At 45.8% G+C, this 21,002-nt stretch carries 18 protein-coding genes and 1 pseudogene; 16 read left to right on the top strand and 3 right to left on the bottom strand.

Features of this window, described 5'->3' with window-relative positions; all coding sequences use genetic code 11:
• The first annotated feature begins 97 nt into the window (after window positions 1–97).
• The 5 genes from ARB69_RS10460 (at window position 98) to ARB69_RS10440 (ending at window position 6,897) form a co-directional block, all read left to right on the top strand.
• On the top strand, window positions 98–769 hold the full coding sequence (locus ARB69_RS10460; RefSeq protein ID WP_055152980.1) for a response regulator transcription factor: 672 nt from the start codon (window positions 98–100) through the stop codon (window positions 767–769).
• Window positions 770–834: 65 nt separating this feature from the next.
• On the top strand, window positions 835–1,758 hold the full coding sequence (locus tag ARB69_RS10455) for a sensor histidine kinase (RefSeq protein ID WP_330377614.1): 924 nt from the start codon (window positions 835–837) through the stop codon (window positions 1,756–1,758).
• A 95-nt stretch (window positions 1,759–1,853) separates the two neighbouring features.
• Entirely contained in the window at window positions 1,854–2,561 is a 708-nt protein-coding gene (locus ARB69_RS10450) for an ABC transporter ATP-binding protein (RefSeq protein WP_050640542.1), read from the top strand.
• On the top strand, window positions 2,558–5,218 hold the full coding sequence (locus ARB69_RS10445) for an FtsX-like permease family protein (protein ID WP_055152978.1): 2,661 nt from the start codon (window positions 2,558–2,560) through the stop codon (window positions 5,216–5,218). The genes ARB69_RS10450 and ARB69_RS10445 overlap by 4 nt, the downstream gene beginning before the upstream one ends.
• Before the next feature lie 1,010 nt (window positions 5,219–6,228).
• Window positions 6,229–6,897, top strand: coding sequence for a YoaK family protein (locus tag ARB69_RS10440; RefSeq protein ID WP_050640540.1), 669 nt, complete (start codon window positions 6,229–6,231; stop codon window positions 6,895–6,897).
• 120 nt (window positions 6,898–7,017) lie between these two features.
• Here the strand turns inward: ARB69_RS10440 and asnB are convergent, their stop codons facing one another.
• The 3 genes from asnB to dpsA all read right to left on the bottom strand — a co-directional run bounded on the left by asnB (window position 7,018) and on the right by dpsA (window position 10,440).
• Entirely contained in the window at window positions 7,018–8,865 is a 1,848-nt protein-coding gene (asnB, locus tag ARB69_RS10435; RefSeq protein ID WP_055152976.1) for an asparagine synthase (glutamine-hydrolyzing), read from the bottom strand.
• Between the two features lie 75 nt (window positions 8,866–8,940).
• On the bottom strand, window positions 8,941–9,519 hold the full coding sequence (locus ARB69_RS10430; protein ID WP_050640538.1) for a dipicolinate synthase subunit B: 579 nt from the start codon (window positions 9,517–9,519) through the stop codon (window positions 8,941–8,943).
• 6 nt (window positions 9,520–9,525) lie between these two features.
• On the bottom strand, window positions 9,526–10,440 hold the full coding sequence (gene dpsA, locus ARB69_RS10425; RefSeq protein WP_055152974.1) for a dipicolinate synthase subunit DpsA: 915 nt from the start codon (window positions 10,438–10,440) through the stop codon (window positions 9,526–9,528).
• 437 nt (window positions 10,441–10,877) lie between these two features.
• Here dpsA and guaA point away from each other — a divergent pair, with 437 nt between their 5' ends.
• The 11 genes and pseudogenes from guaA (at window position 10,878) to ARB69_RS10370 (ending at window position 20,888) form a co-directional block, all read left to right on the top strand.
• Window positions 10,878–12,170 carry a glutamine-hydrolyzing GMP synthase gene (guaA, locus tag ARB69_RS10420; protein ID WP_055152972.1) on the top strand — a complete coding sequence of 431 codons (1,293 nt, stop codon included), beginning with the start codon at window positions 10,878–10,880 and terminating at the stop codon, window positions 12,168–12,170.
• Window positions 12,171–12,526: 356 nt separating this feature from the next.
• Window positions 12,527–13,282: an IclR family transcriptional regulator gene (locus ARB69_RS10415; RefSeq protein ID WP_055152970.1), complete on the top strand. Its 756-nt coding sequence runs from the start codon at window positions 12,527–12,529 to the stop codon at window positions 13,280–13,282.
• A gap of 114 nt (window positions 13,283–13,396) precedes the next feature.
• Entirely contained in the window at window positions 13,397–14,395 is a 999-nt protein-coding gene (locus ARB69_RS10410) for a sialidase family protein (RefSeq protein ID WP_055152968.1), read from the top strand.
• Window positions 14,396–14,419: 24 nt separating this feature from the next.
• Window positions 14,420–15,340: a dihydrodipicolinate synthase family protein gene (locus ARB69_RS10405; RefSeq protein WP_055152966.1), complete on the top strand. Its 921-nt coding sequence runs from the start codon at window positions 14,420–14,422 to the stop codon at window positions 15,338–15,340.
• Window positions 15,341–15,354: 14 nt separating this feature from the next.
• Window positions 15,355–16,344 (top strand): Bug family tripartite tricarboxylate transporter substrate binding protein, encoded by a 990-nt coding sequence (locus tag ARB69_RS10400; protein ID WP_055152964.1) that lies wholly within the window; start codon window positions 15,355–15,357, stop codon window positions 16,342–16,344.
• A 57-nt stretch (window positions 16,345–16,401) separates the two neighbouring features.
• A complete protein-coding gene (locus ARB69_RS10395; RefSeq protein ID WP_050640531.1) occupies window positions 16,402–16,872 on the top strand; it encodes a tripartite tricarboxylate transporter TctB family protein in 471 nt (156 codons plus the stop codon).
• Between the two features lie 12 nt (window positions 16,873–16,884).
• On the top strand, window positions 16,885–18,381 hold the full coding sequence (locus ARB69_RS10390) for a tripartite tricarboxylate transporter permease (RefSeq protein WP_050640530.1): 1,497 nt from the start codon (window positions 16,885–16,887) through the stop codon (window positions 18,379–18,381).
• Between the two features lie 22 nt (window positions 18,382–18,403).
• A complete protein-coding gene (locus ARB69_RS10385) occupies window positions 18,404–18,871 on the top strand; it encodes a YhcH/YjgK/YiaL family protein (RefSeq protein WP_055152962.1) in 468 nt (155 codons plus the stop codon).
• A 211-nt stretch (window positions 18,872–19,082) separates the two neighbouring features.
• Window positions 19,083–19,190 (top strand): annotated as a pseudogene (locus ARB69_RS10380) (type II toxin-antitoxin system antitoxin, RelB/DinJ family); the annotation flags it as partial.
• A 165-nt stretch (window positions 19,191–19,355) separates the two neighbouring features.
• On the top strand, window positions 19,356–20,036 hold the full coding sequence (locus ARB69_RS10375; RefSeq protein WP_050640868.1) for a response regulator transcription factor: 681 nt from the start codon (window positions 19,356–19,358) through the stop codon (window positions 20,034–20,036).
• Window positions 20,037–20,888, top strand: coding sequence for a HAMP domain-containing sensor histidine kinase (locus ARB69_RS10370; protein WP_330377612.1), 852 nt, complete (start codon window positions 20,037–20,039; stop codon window positions 20,886–20,888).
• Window positions 20,889–21,002 lie beyond the last annotated feature (114 nt).

Below are 21,002 nucleotides of genomic sequence, written 5' to 3'. Positions count from 1 at the left end.
TTACTATGATAGAATATTAAAATAAGATATGGTCAGCACGGGGATTTTTTTGTGAGGATGTTGGTGACTGCAGGGATTGTGAAGTGAGGGATTGAGTATGGCTTGTTTGTTGATTGTTGAGGACGATGTTGATTTGGGGGAAGGGATTGGGTTTGCTTTTTCGGCGGACGGGTATGTCACGGACTTGGCGGTTAGTATCCGGGACGGGCGGCGGATGCTGGCCAGGGGCGGGTATGACTGTGTTATTTTGGATTGTAATTTGCCGGATGGGAGCGGATTTGATTTTTGCAGGGAGATTCGGGCGGAGAGTGATGTGCCTGTATTGATGCTGACGGCCAGGGATACGGAGCTGGATGAGGTGATGGCTCTGGAGCTGGGGGTTGATGATTTTATGACGAAACCTTTTTCGGTTGCGGTTCTGAAAGCGCGGGTGAAACGGCTGGTTATGCGGCGTGATGGAGGACAGGCTGTCCAGTCTAATGGGATACGGGTTGATCTGCGGGAGTGCAGGGTTTTTCGGGATGGCGGGGAAGTTCTGCTGAGTAAGGTGGAGTATAAGCTGCTGTTGTTTTTTCTGGAAAACCGGAATCAGGTTTTGTCTAAGGAACAGATTTTGGAATATGTCTGGGACAGTTCCGGGCGGTTTGTGGATGAGAATACGGTTTCTGTGAATATTCGGAGACTGCGTTCTAAGATTGAGGAGAACCCGGATTCCCCCAGCTGTATTAAGACGGTGCATGGACTGGGATACATATGGAAAGAGAACTAGTATATCGAATAATAATGAGTGTCTGATTACGCATGTGAGGGTGGATAGAAACAGGGCGGTAGAGAATGATGGAATGGTTATGGATGGGGATTTTTGGCGGACTGGCTCTTGTTTTTGCCGGAGCAGCGCTGTGGTTCAGGCGGAAGAAACAGAGGCTTTACCGGGAAGTTGACCGGATGATGGACCGGATTCTGGATAATAAAAGGATTGAACAGACGGATTTGAGTGAGGGGGAGGTGTCTGCCCTTGCGGGGAAGGCGAGGCGTATCCAGGAAAAACTGGAGGCTGAAGTGGGCGGCGCCCAGAGGGAGAAGGAGCAGGTAAAAAGCTTGATTTCCAATATGTCTCATCAGCTGAAGACTCCTCTTGCAAACATTATGATGTATGAAGAAATTCTGGAGGATGGATCGCTTCCACGGGAGGAACAGGAGAAGTTTCTTGGTAAGATGAAGAAGCAGTCGGTAAAGGTGGAGTGGATTCTGAATTCTCTGTTTAAGATGGTGAAGCTGGAACAGAATGTGATTGTATTTGAGGCGGAGGGGGCACTGATACGCCGGACGCTGCTTGACGCGGTGAATCTGGTTTACGAAAAGGCACAACGCAAGGGGATTGAGATAGAGACCGAGTATTTTCCGGACTGTTTCCTGTACCATAATCCCAAATGGACTACAGAGGTATTTGCCAATATTCTGGAGAATGCCGTAAAGTATACGCCGGAGTCAGGGTGTATTACGATAGGGATGAGGCGGTATGAGATGTATTCGGAGATCTGGTTTCGGGATACAGGGATGGGAATCGCGAAAGAGGAGCTGACAAAGATTTTTCAGCGCTTTTATCGGAGTAAGGATGCGGAAAATATGGACGGATCCGGGATTGGCCTGTATCTGTCCAAGTTGATTCTGGAAAAAGAGAAAGGATATATGAACGTGGCTTCTGAGCCTGGGAAGGGAAGCTGCTTTTCTGTTTTCTTACAGAACTGTGGAAATTGATTTCTGACAGTTTTGTAAGAATTTCTTTTTTATTTGTAGGATGTATGTAAGCACGCCCTGATAAAATCAGAATGAACAGGAAAGGAGTGTTTAGGATGAAGATTTTAGACATACAGCATGTAGATAAGGTATATGGCTCCCGGGATATCCCGGTCCGGGCGCTGTCCGACGTGAGTTTCTCCGCGGAGCAGGGCGAGTTTGCGGCAATTGTGGGGGCAAGCGGGAGCGGGAAAAGCACCCTGCTGAATCTGATCGGGGGGCTCGATATACCTACGAAGGGGAACGTGATCATACGGGACCACGATATAGCAGAGCTGAAGCGGAAAGAGCTGACGATTTTCCGGCGCCGTAATATCGGCTTCGTTTTCCAGAATTACAGCCTGATGCCGGTGCTTAACGTATACGATAATGTGGCTCTTCCGGCCACTTTCGACAAAGGAAAATATATGGATCACGCTTATATAGAGGATCTGCTGAAAGAGCTGGGACTTTGGGAGAAGAGAAAGAGCTACCCAAATGAACTGTCCGGCGGTCAGCAGCAGCGGGCGGCCCTTGCCAGGGCGCTGGCGAATAAACCAGCCATCATACTGGCGGATGAACCCACCGGTAATCTGGATTCCCGCACGGCCATCGAAGTGATGGGGCTTTTAAAGTCCAGCAGCAAAAAGTATAACCAGACAATTTTAATGGTGACACACAACGAAGCGCTTGCTCAGACCTGTGACAGGCTGATACGCATCGAGGACGGGCGGCTGTATGACGGCGAAAGAGAATTTTACGCAAAAGGCGGTGAGAAGCATTGAAAAACACCATCCGGCTGGCTTTTGCCTATTTAAAATATTACAAAAAACAGACGCTGTCCCTGTTTCTGGGGATTCTTCTTTCTGCGTCCATACTTACCGGTATAGGCTCTCTGATGGGGAGCGGAAGAAACGCTACTCTTGAAAATGCCAGAGGAAAGGCAGGAGACTGGCATTATTATGTGCGCTGCGATTTCCCCTGGTTCACGGATTTTCAGGGGCATACCGAGGGAAAGGGATACAAAGTAGAGAAGTTTGGGGTTCTGACGATCCGGAAAGTCATGGAAGAGCCCTACGAGATTACCATGGCATATGCAGACTCAGGTTATCTGGATATCATGGGCCGCAGGCTGGAGCAGGGACACTATCCACAGCAGAAAAATGAAGTGGCAATGGATACCTACACGCTCAGAAATCTGGATATTCCGGCGGAGATCGGAAGCCGGGTGAAGCTGGACAATGAGGAATTCACCCTGTGCGGAATCATTTCCAGCATGCCGGATGCGGACAGTATGCAGGTGTTGGTTGACCAGGATCTGGATTACGGGACAAACGGTGAGTTTCTTTATATGAAGTTTGATGAGTCCCGCAAGGTGTATAAGCAGGCGGCAAGACTGGCAGATACATTTGGGATTGAAAAATCCGGTTTGAAAAGAAATAATCAAATGCTCAAATATCTGGGCGGAGAGGGCGGCACGTCTGTGCTGAATACGATTAAGACGGGCGTCACGGTGAAGGGCACCGGTCTGCCTTATATCTGGTACATGCTGAATGAAAACTGGAATCTTACCGAAAAGGTAGTTATGGCCGCACTGGGGCTGTTCAGTATTTTCATCATGTACAGCCTGTTCCAGGTATCCGTTATCCGGAGAATGTCCCAGTACAGCATTCTGCAGACCGTGGGAATGGGGGAGAAAAGTACCTTTGGCATTCTTGCGGCAGAATTATTTATGATTTTTCTGCCCGGGTACCCGTTGGGCTGTATCCTGGGAAATGCTGCCGCCTCACTGATCTATAGAGCCCAGGGGCAGATTTTCGTGTATCCGGAAGACTTTATTGTACACCAGAGCGGGGATACCAGGCAGATAGCCGTGAGCCTGCCTGCCCCCGGCAGATTTTATATATCTGAAGATGTCATTGTGGGAGGGGCGGTATTCTTCCTTGTTCTGATCTTTCTGATTAGCTTCATACTGGTGCGCAGAATGCACAAATTGACGCTCAGGGAGCTGCTTGCCAAAGAAGGCGGGAAGAAAAGAAAGAACCGGAAAATATACAGCGTAAAGCTTCCAAATCTCACGGGGGTTCTGACAAAAAAGTTTATGTTTGCAAGAAAAGGAGCGTTTCTGGGAATTCTGCTCTCTCTGTCCGTTGGAGGCCTGCTTTTTCTGGGTGCGGCATACGTGTCTGAAAATACCAGAATTAATAATGAACTGACCTTCAAGGCTGATGACGGCTTGGGTTCAGATATCCAGATCTATGTAGATTCGGATGCACTGGAGACGGTCATCCCCGAGCGGACGGTTCAGGAGCTGAGACAGATACAGGGAATCAAAAGCATGAACGCGGTCAGATATATGCTGGGGGAAGTATCATTCCTGGACGGGACATTTAAATGGAATTCCTATTATCCTGAAATTGCGAACAGTGGGGATATCAAACCAGATCCGGTACTGATGGAGAAGTACAATGGCGTAGCTGTGCAGATCGGAGAGAAGGATTATCTGCTGAAAGCAAATATATACGGGTATGACGATGAGCTGCTTCAAGGCCTGAACGAGTATCTTCTGAAGGGAGAAATTGATCCGGACAGGATGCGCGCAGAGAACAGTATGATCTTCAAGACCATCATGGACGGGCAGGGAAATTATGACGGGATCGAGATCAAGGCAGGCGATAACATCACTCTGAAAACGCCTGCAAGCCCAGAAGCCGCCCGGGAGGTGCTGCGTTTTGAATCAGAGGAGATCCGGTACAGACATTCAGACTTCCAGGCAGCCGCAGTAGCAAGCCGGCCTCTGGCGAAGGTGGATACATTTATAGGGGATGACGGCAGGGACCGGGTTGATATCATCATGACAAATGAGCAGATGAAGAAGAATTTTGGAGTCAGCGGTTACCGGACAATCAGCATCAGCCTGAAAGAAGGGGCAGACGCCTCGAAAGTATCCGATGAGATACGCAAGACAGTGTCAGGAGTCAAGAAATGTGTTGTAAAAGATTATACGGAGCAGATCAAACAAGAGAATCAGTACCTTGCCCGGAAAATGCTGTTTTTCTATGGTGTGGGAGCGATTCTCCTGGCAATCAGTTTTCTCCATATCCTGAACAGCATGCAATATCTGGTGGCTGCAAGAAAGCACGAATTCGGCATCCTGCGGGCCATGGGTATCACCGATGCAGGATTCCGGAAAATGCTGGTGAAAGAGGGTGTGAGATACGGTCTGTATTCCAGCCTTGTCATGGTGGTGATGTACCTGATCTTACAGAAAATCCTGTATTACTTCATGGTTCATGTGTATCTGTACCTGCATCCCAAGGCGGGCATGTCCCCACTGCCTGTTCTGCTGATGGCAGCGGTAAATATCCTGATCTGTATCGTAGCAGTACTCATCTCGGGACAATCCGTACTAAAAGAACAGATCATCAAATCAATTGCATAGTCAACGAGCTTTAGACTCGGTGACGGATGGGGGACGACAAGCGGACTGTAAGCGGCAAGCCCTCCGGCCTGTATGGTCGGTTTAAAATCCTGAGCGCTTAACGAAGAAGCTCTAAGAGAACCAGAGGCACCCGGAAGGGCACATCCGGCATGCGCTGAAAAAATTGATATTTTTTCAGCACAGGCCGGATTGAAAATTGATTTCGGAGAATCAATTTTCATCCCTTCCGGATGCCTCCGGCTCTCTAAGAGCTTCTAATCGTCCGCTATAAGGCGTTTTAAACCGACCATACAGGCCGGAGGGCTTGCCGCTTACAGTCCGCTTGTCTGGCTCATCCGACCGGTTGGAAAAGACTCGTTCCCTAGTGGGGGTCTAAACGGGGGAGGCGGATGGGATTGGATGTGTGTAATGTGCATCTTGTTTAAATGTTTTTAATTGTTTAGGTATTATATTATGAGGGGGGGGAATTTTATTAGGGAATGTCATCCTGAATAGTCATACGAATCCGTTCATGCAGATGAACGCTCCGTGTAGTCAATTCACATCCGCTGCCCCCGTCAGGGATCCAAACCGGTGAACGGGCCCTTTCCTACCGGTCGGATGAGCCAGCTTTATGACAGGGATACCGGGGAGGGACCGGGGCTGTATATGCCGGTGCGAAATGCTAGAGTGCGCTTACTGCCCCTTGGACAACCGCTGCCGGATAGGCGGGGAAAAATTTGATCACCAAATCAAATTTTTACTGAACCCAGCGCGGGAAATCATCAGATTTCCCGTGATGTGTTCAGTGTACCCGTCTATCCGGCAGCGGTTGTCCTAGGGGCAGTTAGCAGCACGGGTGCATATCGCACCGGCATATACAGCCCCGGTCCCTCCCCGGTATCCCTGTCATTAAGCGTCCCCCCATCCGTGGCCGCGACTAAAGCGCGTCCACTAAATCCCTTTACTTTGGGGAAATTAGTCGTATAATTATGGGTGAAATATTTTTGTAGCATTGGGAGGTCAGACAGATGATGAAATTAAAAGCAAAGCAGCAGATGTCGGAATCGATGTCTCTGGCGGTGTTACTTACGCTGGCGGGGGGATTTCAGGATGCGTATTCCTATAACTGCAGGGGCAGGGTGTTTGCCAATGCCCAGACAGGGAATATTGTATTGCTTGGGCAGAACCTGGCTCAGGGGAACTGGGGGACGGCGCTGCATTATCTGATGCCTCTGGCTGCATTTGTCGGCGGGGTGTATGTGACGGAATGGGTGCATCATTTATATAAAGATTATCAGAGAATACACTGGCGGCAGATTGTCCTTGTTGTGGAAGTGGTTTTGCTTGCCGTGGTGGGGCTTCTGCCTCATACTTTTGATGTATTGGCTAATGTGCTGATGTCTTTTGCCTGTGCCATGCAGGTGAACAGTTTTCGTAAATTTAGGGGGATTCCCTGTGCTACTACAATGTGCATCGGCAATATGAGAAGTGCCACGGAAATGCTTTGTAAATATCATATTACAAAGGATAAGGCGCTGAAAAAGAAAAGTCTGCATTATTATTTTGTGATATTGATCTTTGCGGTTGGGGCCGCGGTCGGGGCGGTTATGAGCAGGGCTATTGGGCTGCAGTCTATATGGATAGCCGGGGCGCTGCTGGCGGGGGGATTTGTACTTATGTTTGTCAGGGAAGAATGAGAGTGAACCGCCTGTTTGGCGGGGAGGCGTACGTGAATTTCGGCATAAAAGACAGGGGACAACGGCAAACGTCTCCTGTCTTAATTATGCGCTTTTATTTCCCTGTGTGTCTACATCTTTTTAGAATCGAATTTTATAATGTGCGAGCCAATAGTTGACCTGGAGCATGTAGGCCAGCATCTGCGGACCGGCCATGAGCTGCCCGTACCAGGGCTTCCCATAGTCGGACGGGCTGTTTACAAATGCGTGGACTTTCTTGGTATCCAGCAGGCTGTGGATTGGCGCATTGGGATCGGTCAGGACTTCTTTCAGCTGGCCGCCAAGCATTTTTTCGTATGCGGGGTCGTATGTTTTCGGGTAGGGGCTCTTTTTCCTCCAGAGGATTTCGCTGGGGAGAAGCCCTTCTCCTGCGTGCCGGAGCAGACCTTTTACAATGCCGTCGGGGCATTTCATCTGCCAGGGTACATTGAAAATATACTCTACGATCCTGTAATCCGCCAGGGGAACCCTTGCCTCCAGACCGCTGTACATGCTGGTGCGGTCCATCCGGTCGAGCAGTGTTACCATGAACCACCGCAGATTGAGCCAGGCGATCTCGCGGCGTCTTTTTTCTTCAGGGGTGTCCCCGGGGAGGCGTGGTGTTTCTTGGATTGTTTTCTCGTAGGCTTCCCGGGCATATTCTTCCATGCGCAAATCCCGGATCAGGCAGTCATCCAAAAGTGTCTGTCTTGGCTCCATGCTCCGGGACCAGGGGAAGGCAGCGGTTTCAAAGGCTTCCCGGCTGTGGAACCAGGGATAGCCGCCGAAGATTTCGTCCGCGCATTCACCGGTCAGGGTGACTTTGTTGTAGTCCTTCACCTGGGAACAGAAGTACAGCATGGAGGATTCCACATCCGCCATACAGGGAAGATCCCTTGCATCTACAGCTTTATACAGGCAGTCCAGCTGATCCTGATTGGAGCATTCCAGGTACCGGTGGTTCGAACCGGCATATTCCACCATTTTATCAACGTAGGGCCGGTCCTGGCTGGGTTGGAAGGAATTGGAACGAAAGTAGCGGTTATTATCCACAAAGTCAAAGGAAAAGGTATTTAATACTTTCCCCTGTTTTTTCAGCTCCCTGGCACAAATAGCGGTCACAAGGCTGCTGTCTACGCCGCCGGACAGGAAGGTGCTGATTGGGATGTCGGAAAGCATCTGTTTTTTGACCGCATCCTCCACAAGCCACGCGGTCTTCTCGATCGTTTTTTCCATGGAATCTTCATGGGGACGGCTCTCCAGCATCCAATAGAAATCCTCCGTACAAGAGGTCCGGTCAAATGTGATGCACTGGCCCGGCAGAACTTCCAGGATGTCTTTGAAAACGCCCTTGCCGTATGTTTTGGCAGGCCCCAGGGCAAAGATTTCACAGAGCCCGGCGCGATCCAATACCGGGGTCACTCCGGGATAGGCAAACAGCCCTTTGATTTCCGAGGAAAATACAAGGGTTTCCCCGGCCATGGTGTAAAATAGCGGTTTGATGCCCAGCCTGTCACGGAACAGACAGAGTTCACCGGGAACCGAATCCCACAATGCAATAGCGAAGATACCGTTCAGTTTTTTGATATAATCTTTTCCATGGAGCATATACCCTGTCAGAATGACTTCTGTGTCGCTGGACGTGCAGAAATCAGCTCCCTCCAGGATCAGTTCCGCTTTCAGCTCCGCCATATTGTAAATTTCACCGTTAAATACAATCGCACATTCACGGTTCTGTGACCTGCGGATCATGGGCTGATGCCCCGTTGCCAGGTCGATGATCTCGAGCCTTACATGTGCCAGCCCGCACAGAGAGCTCAGATAAGTACCCTCATCATCGGGCCCCCTGCGTTTCTGCGCGCGGTTCATATCCTCCAGAATATGCTGCCACTTTGGTTCATTCGTTTTGTAATCCATGTAAGGGTTAAAAAATCCGGCAATTCCACACATTTTTTCTTCTCCTTTTTCATATAAATGTCATATCTTCTTCCAGTCTTTTCAGAATTATGACGAGGCGCCTTAGGCTTAAAGGATGACAGGCTGATACTGCCGTCCTTCCAAAGCGGCTTCCAGTGCAGGAATCAGAAGCTCGGTGTGTGCAATCATGGAGTTGGGCTTTTTCTGTGGATTATCCTGGCCAAATGGGATGAAATAGATATTTTTGGCGTTTAGTAACAGGCCGATATTTTTCATATTCATGCCAAGGGCATCGTTGGTAGAAATGGAGATGAGAAGCGGTTTGTTATTTCTGAGGTGGGCCTTTGCCGCCATCAGGGCTGGTGTATCGGTGATGCCGTTCGCCAGCTTGGCAATCGTGTTGCCGGTGCAGGGGAAGAGCACGAGGATATCCAGCAGACTGCCGGGACCGATCGGCTCTGCTTCGGATATGGTCATCATGGGGCGGACACCCGTGATGTCCTCGGCTTTTTTCAGAAACGTTTCCGCACTGCCAAAGCGGCTGTCAATGGTGCCGGAAGCGTCTGAGAAAATAGTTTGGACCAGAGCTCCTTCGTCTACAAGATTTTGGATTCCTTCAAATGCTTTTTCATAGGTACAGAAGGAGCCCGTCAGGGCCACTCCAATGGTTTTTCCTTCTAAAGACATATTTAATCACTCCTTATGAATTTGAGCCGTATGCTCCTGAGAGAGCAGAGATTCGATGGTTTCCTTTACCGCCTTCGCTGAGGAGGAAGGGGCATATTTCCCGGGCAGTCCCAGGCACAGAGCGGCTGTGATTCCCAGCCTCTGCGCCTCTGCAAAGTCGACTCCGCCGGGGGCAGACGCAATATCTATGATCGTGGCGGAACTTTTTACATTTTCCAGTACTTCCGCCGTTACAATCAAAGCGGGAACTGTGTTGAAAATAAAATCAAAGTTCCCGATGTGTTTTAAAAGAGCATCCAGGGGCATCGAAGTATCGGCGGCAACAGCAGCCTGTGCGCATTCCTGTTCATCAATAGAAAAGACAAAGACGCGGCAGCACAGGGCTTTTAAATATTGGACAAGTGTACGGCCGCATTTTCCATATCCAAGGACCGCACAACTGCTCTGGCGGAGATTCTGCGGGCTTCTGGAAATCGCCTCGCACAAAGCGCCCTCTGCTGTGGCTATCGTGTTGTAGTAAGCTAGGGAACTGTGTTCCATCAGATCATGAACAGAAACGCCCTTTTCCAGCGCCGCATTTTTAAAAGATTCCGGAATACAGCCGGAAAAGAAATGGCAGCCGGAGTTCAGAGAGGAGAGCAGTGCATCCAGATGCAGGCAGCCTTCCGGTGCATTCTGGCTGATATCACGCCCGTTTTTACTGAGCGGAATGGGACCAATGACGCAGCGGGAACCGGCACAGGCCTCCCGAAGATCGGAAACTGCGTTTACAACGGAGGCATCGGAGCACCTGCGCTCGTCGGGCGCAGCCATGAGGGCATAGCAGCATACACGGTTCTGATGGTGGGCCAGTTCTTCCGCCAGATATACCTGCCGCATATCGCCTCCAATGACCGCATAATCGTATTGGGGATATTCCATTGTGAAACTCCTGACAAAATACAATTTTAATTATTATATGCAGAGAGAAAAATATGTGTTATTTCTATTTCTTAGATGGAAATTAAAGACGGGTTCAGTTATAATAAAAAAGTATGGGGCCGTTGGATAAATCTTTGGCCTTCTAAGATATGAGCGGGATGCGCATACAGAGCGGACACTGAATCATAGTTTGTGCGCATGGCTCATCGAAAAATCAGAAAGAAAAAATGTACGAATATATTATGAACCTAAATACATGGGGAATCAGTTTTGGGTTCATGGTATACCCAAGGGCATCCCGTAATGCATGCCCTTCGGGCGGGTCTGCAGCATAGCTGCAGATTAAAGTATACCCAAAGGGCACCCCGTAACACATGCCCTGCGGGCGGGTCCGCAGTTAAACTGCGGAATAATGTATAAGAAAGAGAGGAAAACAAATGAAACAGGACATGATTGTTATTCTGGATCTGGGAAGTACCAACAATACCGTGCTTGCCCGTCAAATCCGCAGCCTTGGCGTATACAGTGAGATTCACCCTCACGACATCACCGCGGACGAGCTGAATGCACTGGACAATGTAAAAGGAATTATATTAAACGGCGGTGAGAACCGCGTTGTCGACGGACAGGCAGTTGACGTCAGTCCGGCATTATACGAGTGCGGATATCCGGTGATTTCCGTAGACCATCCGACCGCAAAATGTGAGAAGCAGTATGAGCAGCTTCCGGATGACGAGACCATGAAGGAATTTATCTTCGACCAGTGCAAAGCAGAGGCAAATTGGAATATGAAGAACTTTATTGAGGATCAGGTGGAGCTTGTGAAGCGCCAGGTCGGGGATAAGAAAGTTCTCCTTGCGCTTTCAGGCGGTGTTGACTCTTCTGTAGTAGCGGCGCTTTTGATCAAAGCGATCGGGCAGCAGCTGGTATGCGTGCATGTAAACCATGGACTGATGCGGAAAAATGAGTCTGAGAGTGTTGTGGAAGTCTTCCAAAATCAGCTTCATGCGAACCTGATCTATGTGGATGCAACGGACCGGTTCCTGGATAAGCTGGCAGGAGTCGCAGATCCGGAGACGAAGAGAAAGATTATTGGCGGGGAATTTATCCGCGTATTTGAGGAAGAAGCACGGAAACTGGATGGGATTGAGTTCCTGGGACAGGGCACAATCTACCCGGATATTATTGAGAGCGGTACCAAGACTGCTAAGATGGTAAAATCTCATCACAATGTGGGCGGTCTGCCGGAGGATCTGCAGTTTGCGCTTGTTGAGCCTCTGAAACAGTTGTTTAAAGATGAAGTGCGCGCATGCGGCATTGAACTGGGACTGCCGGAGAGTATGGTATACCGCCAGCCATTCCCGGGGCCGGGACTTGGCGTGAGGTGCCTGGGTGCTATTACGAGGGAACGGCTGGAGGCTGTCAGGGAGTCGGATGCTATTCTGAGGGAAGAGTTTGAGAAGGCCGGACTGGATAAGAAGGTTTGGCAGTATTTTACGGTTGTACCGGATTTTAAATCTGTGGGGATGAAGAACCATGAGAGATGCTTTGAGTATATGGTTATACTGAGGGCTATTAATACGATTGATGCTATGACGGCTACGATTGAGAAGGTAGACTGGGATGTGCTGGAGAAGATAACCGAGAGGATATTGGGCGAGGTGGAGAATGTGAATCGGGTTTGCTACGATATGTCTCCTAAGCCGCCGGCTACGATTGAGTTCGAGTAGGCAGGCAGTGAGCCGTGCAAGGATAAAGGCTGAAACAGCCGCAGAAGAGCATTTATGTTCTTCTGCGGCTGTTTTTGACTTTAGACTTATAGGGCGAAAGCCCATCAGCGAGATGAAGCGGCAGCGGAATCGAGCTGGGGCACAGCGGAGATAAAGCGGGAGATGTTTTTTTGAAATAAGAGGAGCTGGCTGAGTGACAGGTTATTATAAGTTTCTATACATTATGAACAAAAAAGCATTGAAAAATATATGGATTATATCCTATTGTCATTACAAAATAAGTATGCTATCCTTTTATTAAGATAAATTTATAACAAAGTTCTGATATACAGAACGATAGCAAGAAGGGATTATAAATGGCTGAAAATGAAATAAAAGTTAAGTCTCTAAAAAAAGCATTGGATGTTCTGAACTGTTTCCTGGTAAAACCAACTTGGGGAGTTACAGAAATAAGTGAAAGGCTAGGATTATATAAAAGTAATGTATATGACATTCTTACAACACTTAAGATAATGGGGTATCTGGAAAAGGATGAGGAGACAGAGAGATATAAGCTTGGAATGCAGGTGTTTGCATTGAGCAGAGCTATGGGGGATACATTTTCCATTATTAAGATAGCTATGCCATACATGCAAGAGCTGGCTAATATCACAGATGAAAGAGTTTATCTGGCAATACCGCATGATAGAGAAGTTGTATATTTGGAAGCTACATATCCGGCAGAATCAGTCAATCTGATGAGATCTATTTTGGGAGAGAGGGCTGAAATGCATTGTACCGGTATCGGAAAAGCAATGTTAGCGAATCTTTCTGAGGAAGAGATTAATAGATATATGGAAAAAGATCTTACAGTTTATACAGATCATACAATTACGGATGTGTCAAAGCTTAAAAGAGAACTTGAGGTAACAAGACAGCGGGGGTATGCGATTGACAACATGGAACATGAGTTTGGCGTAAAGTGTGTTGCAATGCCGATCTTTGATAAAGCTCATAAATTGTATGCGGCAATTAGCGTCAGTGGCCTGGCTGCTAATTTTACAGAAGACCAGATAATAGAATGGGCACTACTGATAAAAAAGTATGTCGCAAAGATTGAGAATAGGTTGTAAAAGAAGAATATCATGGTTGAATAAATAGTGTGAACGTATTTTATAACGTTCACATTAAAAAAAGGGATATATCAGAACAGCGTTCTGCATTACAGAACGAAAGGAGGAGAAACAATGAAACTGATAATGAAAAAATGTCCAACAGCTATGTGCCATGCATCAACCATATTGAAACTGGATCAGGACAAATTTATTGTAGCATGGTTCGGCGGTACAAAAGAGGGCATGGAAGATGTAGCGATTTGGATTGCACGAGGCAATGAAAAGCATTTTGAAGAGCCTGTAATTCTTGCACAGTCAAATGAAGCACATTGGAATCCGGTTTTATTTCGCATCGATGAAAAGAAAATCATAATTTTCTATAAGGTCGGAAATGAAATCGGCAGCTGGAGAACGATGTATCGTATTTCAGAAGACAATGGCGAGTCCTTTGGAGCAGAAAAAGAGTTGGTAAAAGGAGATCTCGGAGGAAGGGGACCTGTCAGAAACAAACCAATTCGATTGAAAAGTGGGAGAATATTAGCTCCTGGATCTACCGAACAGGGAATATGGAAAGCATTTGTTGATTATTCAGACGATGAAGGAAAAACCTGGAGAAAATCACAAGAAGTAGAAATAAAACGGCTGGCATACAAAGAAGGAGAGAGAACTGTTGCAAAAGAGAAAAGTTCTATTCCGGTAAGTGAACAGTCATTTTACGGAAGAGGAGTGATTCAGCCCACTCTTTGGGAAACTAAACCGAATCAGGTTCATATGCTTCTGCGAAGCACGGAAGGGAAAATATACCGCAGTGATTCAGAAGACGGAGGAGAGACATGGACAGAAGCATATGCAACAGAATTGCCTAATAATAACAGTGGGATTGATATGATTCAGACAGAAGACGGAAGAGAATTCCTTGTGTATAATCCAGTGGGAGTTAACTGGGGAGAAAGAACACCTATATCACTTGCTGTCTCAAGTGACAATGGCGAAACCTGGAAGAAGATTAAGGATCTAAGTACAGGGGATGGGGAATTCGCTTATCCGGCGATCATTCAGGATGAAGAATTTCTGTATATAACATACACTTACAAAAGGGAAAATATAGCCTTTTGCAAAATAAAGAAATAAAAAGGAAAGTGAGGAAGAAGCGAAATGGAAAAAGAATTTCCAGGGGGATCATGGCCAGTTATGCTGACACCTTATACTGACAAAAATGAAATTGATTATGATGCCCTGAAGGAACTGGTAGACTGGTACATTGAAAATGGAGTATCAGGAATGTTTGCCGTATGCCAGTCAAGTGAAATGTTCTGTCTGTCATTAGAAGAACGTGTAAAATATGCAGCAAAAACAGTGGAGTATGCAGCGGGAAGGGTTCCGGTTATCGCATCCGGTCATGTCTCAGATAATCTGGAAGATCAGATCAAAGAACTGAATGAGATTGCAAAAACAGGGGTGGATGCGGTAATACTAATTACAAACCGACTCGCAAAAGAAGGCGAAGACGATGCAGTATGGATTGAAAATTGTAAAAAAATATTAGATAACCTAGGATACGAAATCCCACTCGGTTTTTATGAGTGCCCGTATCCGTATAAAAGATTGATGTCACCAGAAACAATTTCATGGTGCGCGTCTACCGGGAGATTCTATTTTTTGAAAGATACCTGCTGTGATATCGATCAGATCAAAGAGAAACTAAAGATTATAAAGGGAACAAATCTAAAATTGTATAATGCAAATACAACCACCCTATTGGAATCATTGAAAGAAGGAGCCGCTGGATTCAGCGGTGTAATGGCTAACTTCCATCCGCAGTTTTATACATGGCTGTGTGAACATTATACAGAGGAAAAAGCCGGAGAAGTCTCCGACTTTCTGACAATAGCATCTCTGATTGAAAGGCAGTATTATCCGGTAAATGCGAAATATTATCTTTCGGAAATAGAGGGGCTTCATATCACAACCAACAGTAGAGTAAAAGAAAAAGAAGGACTGACAAATACGTTCAAAGAAGAAGTACGGGCACTTAACCGGTTAGAAAAAAGAATAAATGAAATAGTATCAGAGTAGAGGAGGAAAAACAAATGAAGTGTAAAAAATTAGCGGTATTAATCATGGCAGGTGTATTAGCTGTATCGGCATTAGTGGGATGTTCCAGCGGAGGTTCTGAAAAAGGTTCTGCAGATGATTATCCAAGCAAAGATATTTCAGTAATTATCCCGAAAGCTGCAGGCGGGGGAACCGACACAGCGGCAAGAGGGTTGATGCAGTATATGAAAGAAAATCTGGAAGGTTCTAATTTTGTGGCAACAAACAAACCGGATGGCGGTGGTGTGACAGGAATGGTGGAGACATCAGCAGCAAAGGCAGACGGATACACGCTTGGAATGGTTACAGTAGAACTTTCTATGTTCCCATGGCAGGACAAATGTCAGGTTACACCGGAAGATTACGCAGCAATCTGTGCTCCGATTGCTGCGCCGGCGGCATTGATTGTACCGGCAGATTCTCCATATGATACAGTTGATGATTTTGTAGCTTATTGTAAAGAAAATCCTGGATCAGTAGAGGTGGGAAACTCTGGTATGGGAGCAATCTGGCACGTAGCAGCAGTAAGTTTTGAAAATGAATTTGATGTTAAGTTAAAACATATACCATATCCGAACGGTTCTGCTGATATTGCAGCAGCTCTGACAGGCGGGCATATTGATGCAACAATCGCTGATCCGTCAAGTTATAAATCTCAGGTAGACGCAGGAGAAATGAAGATTCTTGGTATTATGTCAGAAGAACGCTCCACCATTTATCCAGATGTTTTGACATTTAAAGAGATGGGACATGATATGGTTATCCGTGCATGGGCAAGCCTTGTTGCACCAAAAGATACACCAGAAGATATTCTGACAAAATTAAGAGATGCCGCAAAAACGACATGCGAAAGTGATGAATTTGTAGAATATTTCGAAAAGCAGGGAATTGATCCACAGTGCATTATCGGTGAGGACTGCCAGAAAATGATGGAAGATGACTTTGCAATGTATGAAGATCTGTTAAAAGATATAGAAGTGGAATAGTACAACAATGGGAAAAGGAAAAATTTCCTTTTCCCAAATAATAGGAGGCAGAATAATATGGGAAACATGAAGAAAGCAAATTACATAATTTCTGCAATCATGTTTTTAGTGGGATTAGGAATTGTGGTGATGTCATCATCATTAAAGATTCAAATTGGCGATGGCGATCCGGGAGCAGGATTCTGGCCAATGCTTCTTGGAGCTTTGATTATCATTTTCGCAGTGGGACTGGCAATCTCAACATTGAAGAATAAAAAAATGCTGGAAGAAAAAACATTTACGATATCAACTCCGGCAAATATGAGGGTATATATTTTATTTGGGGTTATCGTTTTGTTTTGTGTAATTCTCTATTTCCTTGGGTTTTATATCGGAGCATTACTGTTTATACCGGCGGTTATGTATTTGCTGGAAGTAAGAAGTGTTAAAAAAATTGTATTGACAACTGTGATTACGCTGGCTGCGGTATATGTACTATTTGGTGTGTTGCTGAATATTTCTCTGCCGGACCCGATATTTATGAGATAGGAGGTGGAAAGAATGGCAGATATAATGACAGCACTTGGTAATGTATTTACAGTGACAAATCTGCTGGGTTTGGTTTTTGGAACAGGGGCAGGTATTCTGATCGGGGCCATGCCGGGACTCTCTGTTAATATGGGAATTGCTCTGTTGTTTCCTCTTACATTTGCATTCCAGGGTGTAGGCGGTATTCTAATGTTGCTTGGAATATATTGTGGTGCGATATATGGCGGATCTATTTCAGCGATTCTTTTGAAGACACCGGGGACACCTGCATCTGTTGCTACAACACTGGATGGATATCCCATGGCCACAAAGTTAAAACAACCAGGAAGAGCTTTGGGCTTGTCAACTTTTGGCTCAACGTTTGGCGGAGTATTCAGTGCAATCTGTTTGATCATCTTTTCACCATTACTTGCATCGGTTGCTTTGAAATTTTCTAAACCTGAATACTTTGCACTTGCAATATTTGGACTCAGTATCATTACAAGTGTATCATCAGGTTCCATAGCAAAAGGGCTGCTTGGAGGATTTATCGGATTATTTATTGCAACAATTGGGATCGATAATCTCAGTGGTTCTATGCGTTTTACATTTGGTTCTACTTATTTACTTGGAGGAATTTCATTTGTTCCGATACTGATCGGATTATTTGCGTTTTCTCAGGTACTTCAAAGTGTTGAAGACTGTTACAAAGAAAAGCATACAAAGACGGATGTAAAGATTAAAAGAGTATTTCCAACATGGGCGGATATCAGACGTGTATTTGTTACGCTTCTTCGTTCTTCTATATTTGGAACATTTATTGGTTGCATTCCGGGAACAGGCGGAGATATTGCTTCTTTTGTATCATACGATCAGGCAAAGAGATGGTCAAAATATAAGAACAACTTTGGAAATGGAGAGCCGGAAGGTATCGTTGCACCTGAGGCAGGAAATAATGCTGTATCAGGTGGAGCGATGATTCCAATGCTGACACTTGGAATTCCAGGAGACGGAGCAACAGCAATTATGCTTGGAGCGCTGATGGTTCAGGGAATGCAGCCCGGGCCGTTATTATTCAAAGAACAGGCAAGCTCAGTTTATGCGATTTTCATAGGACTGCTGCTTGCGAATGTTGTAATGGGAATTATGGGATTTTCCATGATTCGTGTATTTGTAAAAGTTGTAAATATACCCAAAGAAATTCTTCTTCCGGTCATCTTTACACTTACATTTGTCGGGGCGTATGCATATAACAATTCTATAATAGATGTGTTTGTAATGGTTGGATTTGGAATCCTTGGATATTTTATGAATAAGACTGAGTTCTCTATGTCGGCGATTGTTATCGGTATCATATTAGGTGCACTTGCGGAAACTAATTTCCGGGGAGCGCTTACAATGAGTGATGGAAAATTCTCCATTTTCTTTACACATCCAATCTGTGCAGTATTTTTAGCTTTGGCAGTTATTTCTCTCTTTTCACCGATACTTGGTCCTGCTGTGAAGAAAATGTTTGGAAAGAAGAAGTAAACGAAGCTGGAGATAGATAAAAATGATTTTTGATAAATTAGAAAATCTGAAGACTTATGGAGATATAAAGCCGTATGCAGAGCAGATAGTATCCTTTATCGAACAAGTCCAACAAAAAGGAATTGCGGAAGGACGGTACGCGTTAGATGGAGACAAGCTATTTGCAATCGTGCAGAGTTACGAAACAAAAGACCGGGGAGCCGGAAGAATGGAAGCACATCGAAAATACGCTGATCTGCAGTATATCGTTGATGGAGAAGAACGAATCTATGTGGATTTTGCGGACGAACTGGAAACGGAAGAGGATAGAACACCTAAAGAAGATATTATTTTTTATAAAAAGAGAAAAAATTATGGTTATAATATTCTTAATAAGGGGAAATTTGGGTATTATGCACCACAGGATGCCCATATGCCGTGCATAAAGAATGAAGAAAAAGGGCCAGTAAAAAAGATTGTTTTTAAAATAGCAATGGCAGGTAGTCTATAAGATTACCTGCTATTTTTGTAATGTACATAGCAAATAAAGTAATGGGGGCGGGCATCTGGCTTCTCACCACTGGCGATTTTAAATAAGCCAGATGCCGTAACTATGCGCGGCCCATAGGCCGTGAATAGTAACTTATTGTACTAAAAAATGGGGTTCGTGCTTGTTGCGTAACAACAATTGCGTTACAATCAAACAAAGGAGATGAAAGCATATGGAAAAATCAGCAACATTGAATTTAAGAGTGAATCCAAGTGTAAAACAACGTGCCGAAGATGTGCTGTCACGTTTAGGAATCCCGATGTCAACAGCGATAGATATGTAATTGAATCAAATTGCACTGACAGGTAGTCTGGGAGATTACCTGTTGTATTTTTGATTTAAAATTGATGATGTTGTTTTATGGAAGATTCAGATAGAAATTGCTGTTAACTATTTTGTATGTTATAAAAATTGATCCGCAACAGGAATTATGAAAGGACAGATTATGGGAAAAATAATCTTAATTATAGAAGACGACAAGGGCCTGAACCAAGGCGTGGCACTGGCTTTAAGGAAACCTGACTGGAAGTTTTTGCAAGCCTTTTCTTTGAAGGAAGGCATGGAATACTGGGAGACAGCAGAAGTGGACATGGTGCTTTTGGACATTAATCTGCCAGATGGCAGCGGATATGATTTTCTTGGGCATGTGCGTACGACTTCCAGCGTTCCGGTTATCATGCTCACTGCCAACGATATGGAGATCGATGAGGTCAGGGGAATCGAGATGGGGGCCGACGATTATATTACGAAACCGTTCAGCCTGATGGTTTTAAGGGCCAGAGTGGAGCGCCTGTTTGCGCGCCTGGAAAATGATACGGGAAGCAGATACGAAAAAGGCGGTTATTCCTTCGCGTTCGACAGGCAGGTGTTTGAAGTTTTGGGGAATCCGATCGAGCTGAGCCGTACGGAGCAGAAGCTTCTCCGCATGTTTATATCGCACCCGGGACAGACATTGACAAGGGAAATATTGAATGAGGGAATCTGGCAGGAGGGATCTGATTATATTGATGAGAACGCCCTGTCGGTTGCCGTGGGCAGGCTGAGGAAAAAGCTGAAGCGCAAAGAGAAGGAAAGCCCGATCAGGACTGTCTATGGAATCGGGTATGTGTGGGAAAAAGGAGAATAGATGATGGGCATATTGAAAACGAATCAAACGATGAAACGTTTGGAACAGATGCTTGATGAGGCCATGGAAGGTACATTTCAGGAAGTCAATTATGACGAGACAGAGCTTTCAAGGCTGGAATCCAGATGGAAACAGTATCTTTCCACCTCGAAGCTGTCAGTTGAGGCGGCACGCAAAGAGAGAGCGGACATCAAGTCCATTCTCTCAGATATTTCACATCAGACAAAAACACCACTTGCTAATATCATTCTATACAGCGAACTTTTAAAAGAACAGCCGCTAACCGAGGAGGGGGAGGTGATTGCAGAGCAGCTTCATGTACAGGCGGAAAAGCTGGAATTCCTGATTAAAGCACTGGTGAAGATGTCCAGGCTAGAGAGTGATATTCTGGAAGTTGTTCCGGTGAAACAACCGCTCAGGCCTTTGGTTGAGAATGCTATAAGGGATGCAAAAGCCCATGCACAGGAAAAGTCCATCACAATCCTGGAACCAGATTTTGACAGCATTGAAGCGGTCTTTGATTTGAAGTGGACGGAAGAAGCGCTTTTTAATATTCTGGACAATGGGATAAAATACTCTCCCAATGGCAGCACATTAACAGTATCTGTAATCGAATACCCAATGTATGTGTGCATCAGAACAGCCGATGAAGGTCCTGGTATCCCGGAGGAGGAAAGAAGCAGGATATTCAGCCGTTTCTATAGGGGGGCAGGCAACCAGCAGGAGGAAGGCGTCGGCATCGGCCTTTACCTGGCCAGGGAAATCGTTAGAAAAAATGACGGATATATCAAAGTAGGGCCCGGCACAGAGAAGGGATCGGTTTTTGAAATTTATCTGGGGAAGGGAGTCTGATTCTTGTGAAATTCTATCACAACTGTTAGGATTCAGACAGAATGTAGTTAGGATTGCCCTGTAATATTGAAGATACGAAAGGAGATTGCATTTCGGTGCAATCTTTTCATATCA

Origin of the sequence: Faecalicatena contorta, assembly GCF_001404335.1 — a bacterium.
In the GTDB taxonomy this organism is placed as follows: Bacteria; Bacillota; Clostridia; order Lachnospirales; family Lachnospiraceae; genus Faecalicatena; species Faecalicatena contortus_B.
The sequence above is the reverse complement of the archived record's forward strand: the minus strand, read 5'-3'. Positions and strand labels throughout refer to the sequence as shown.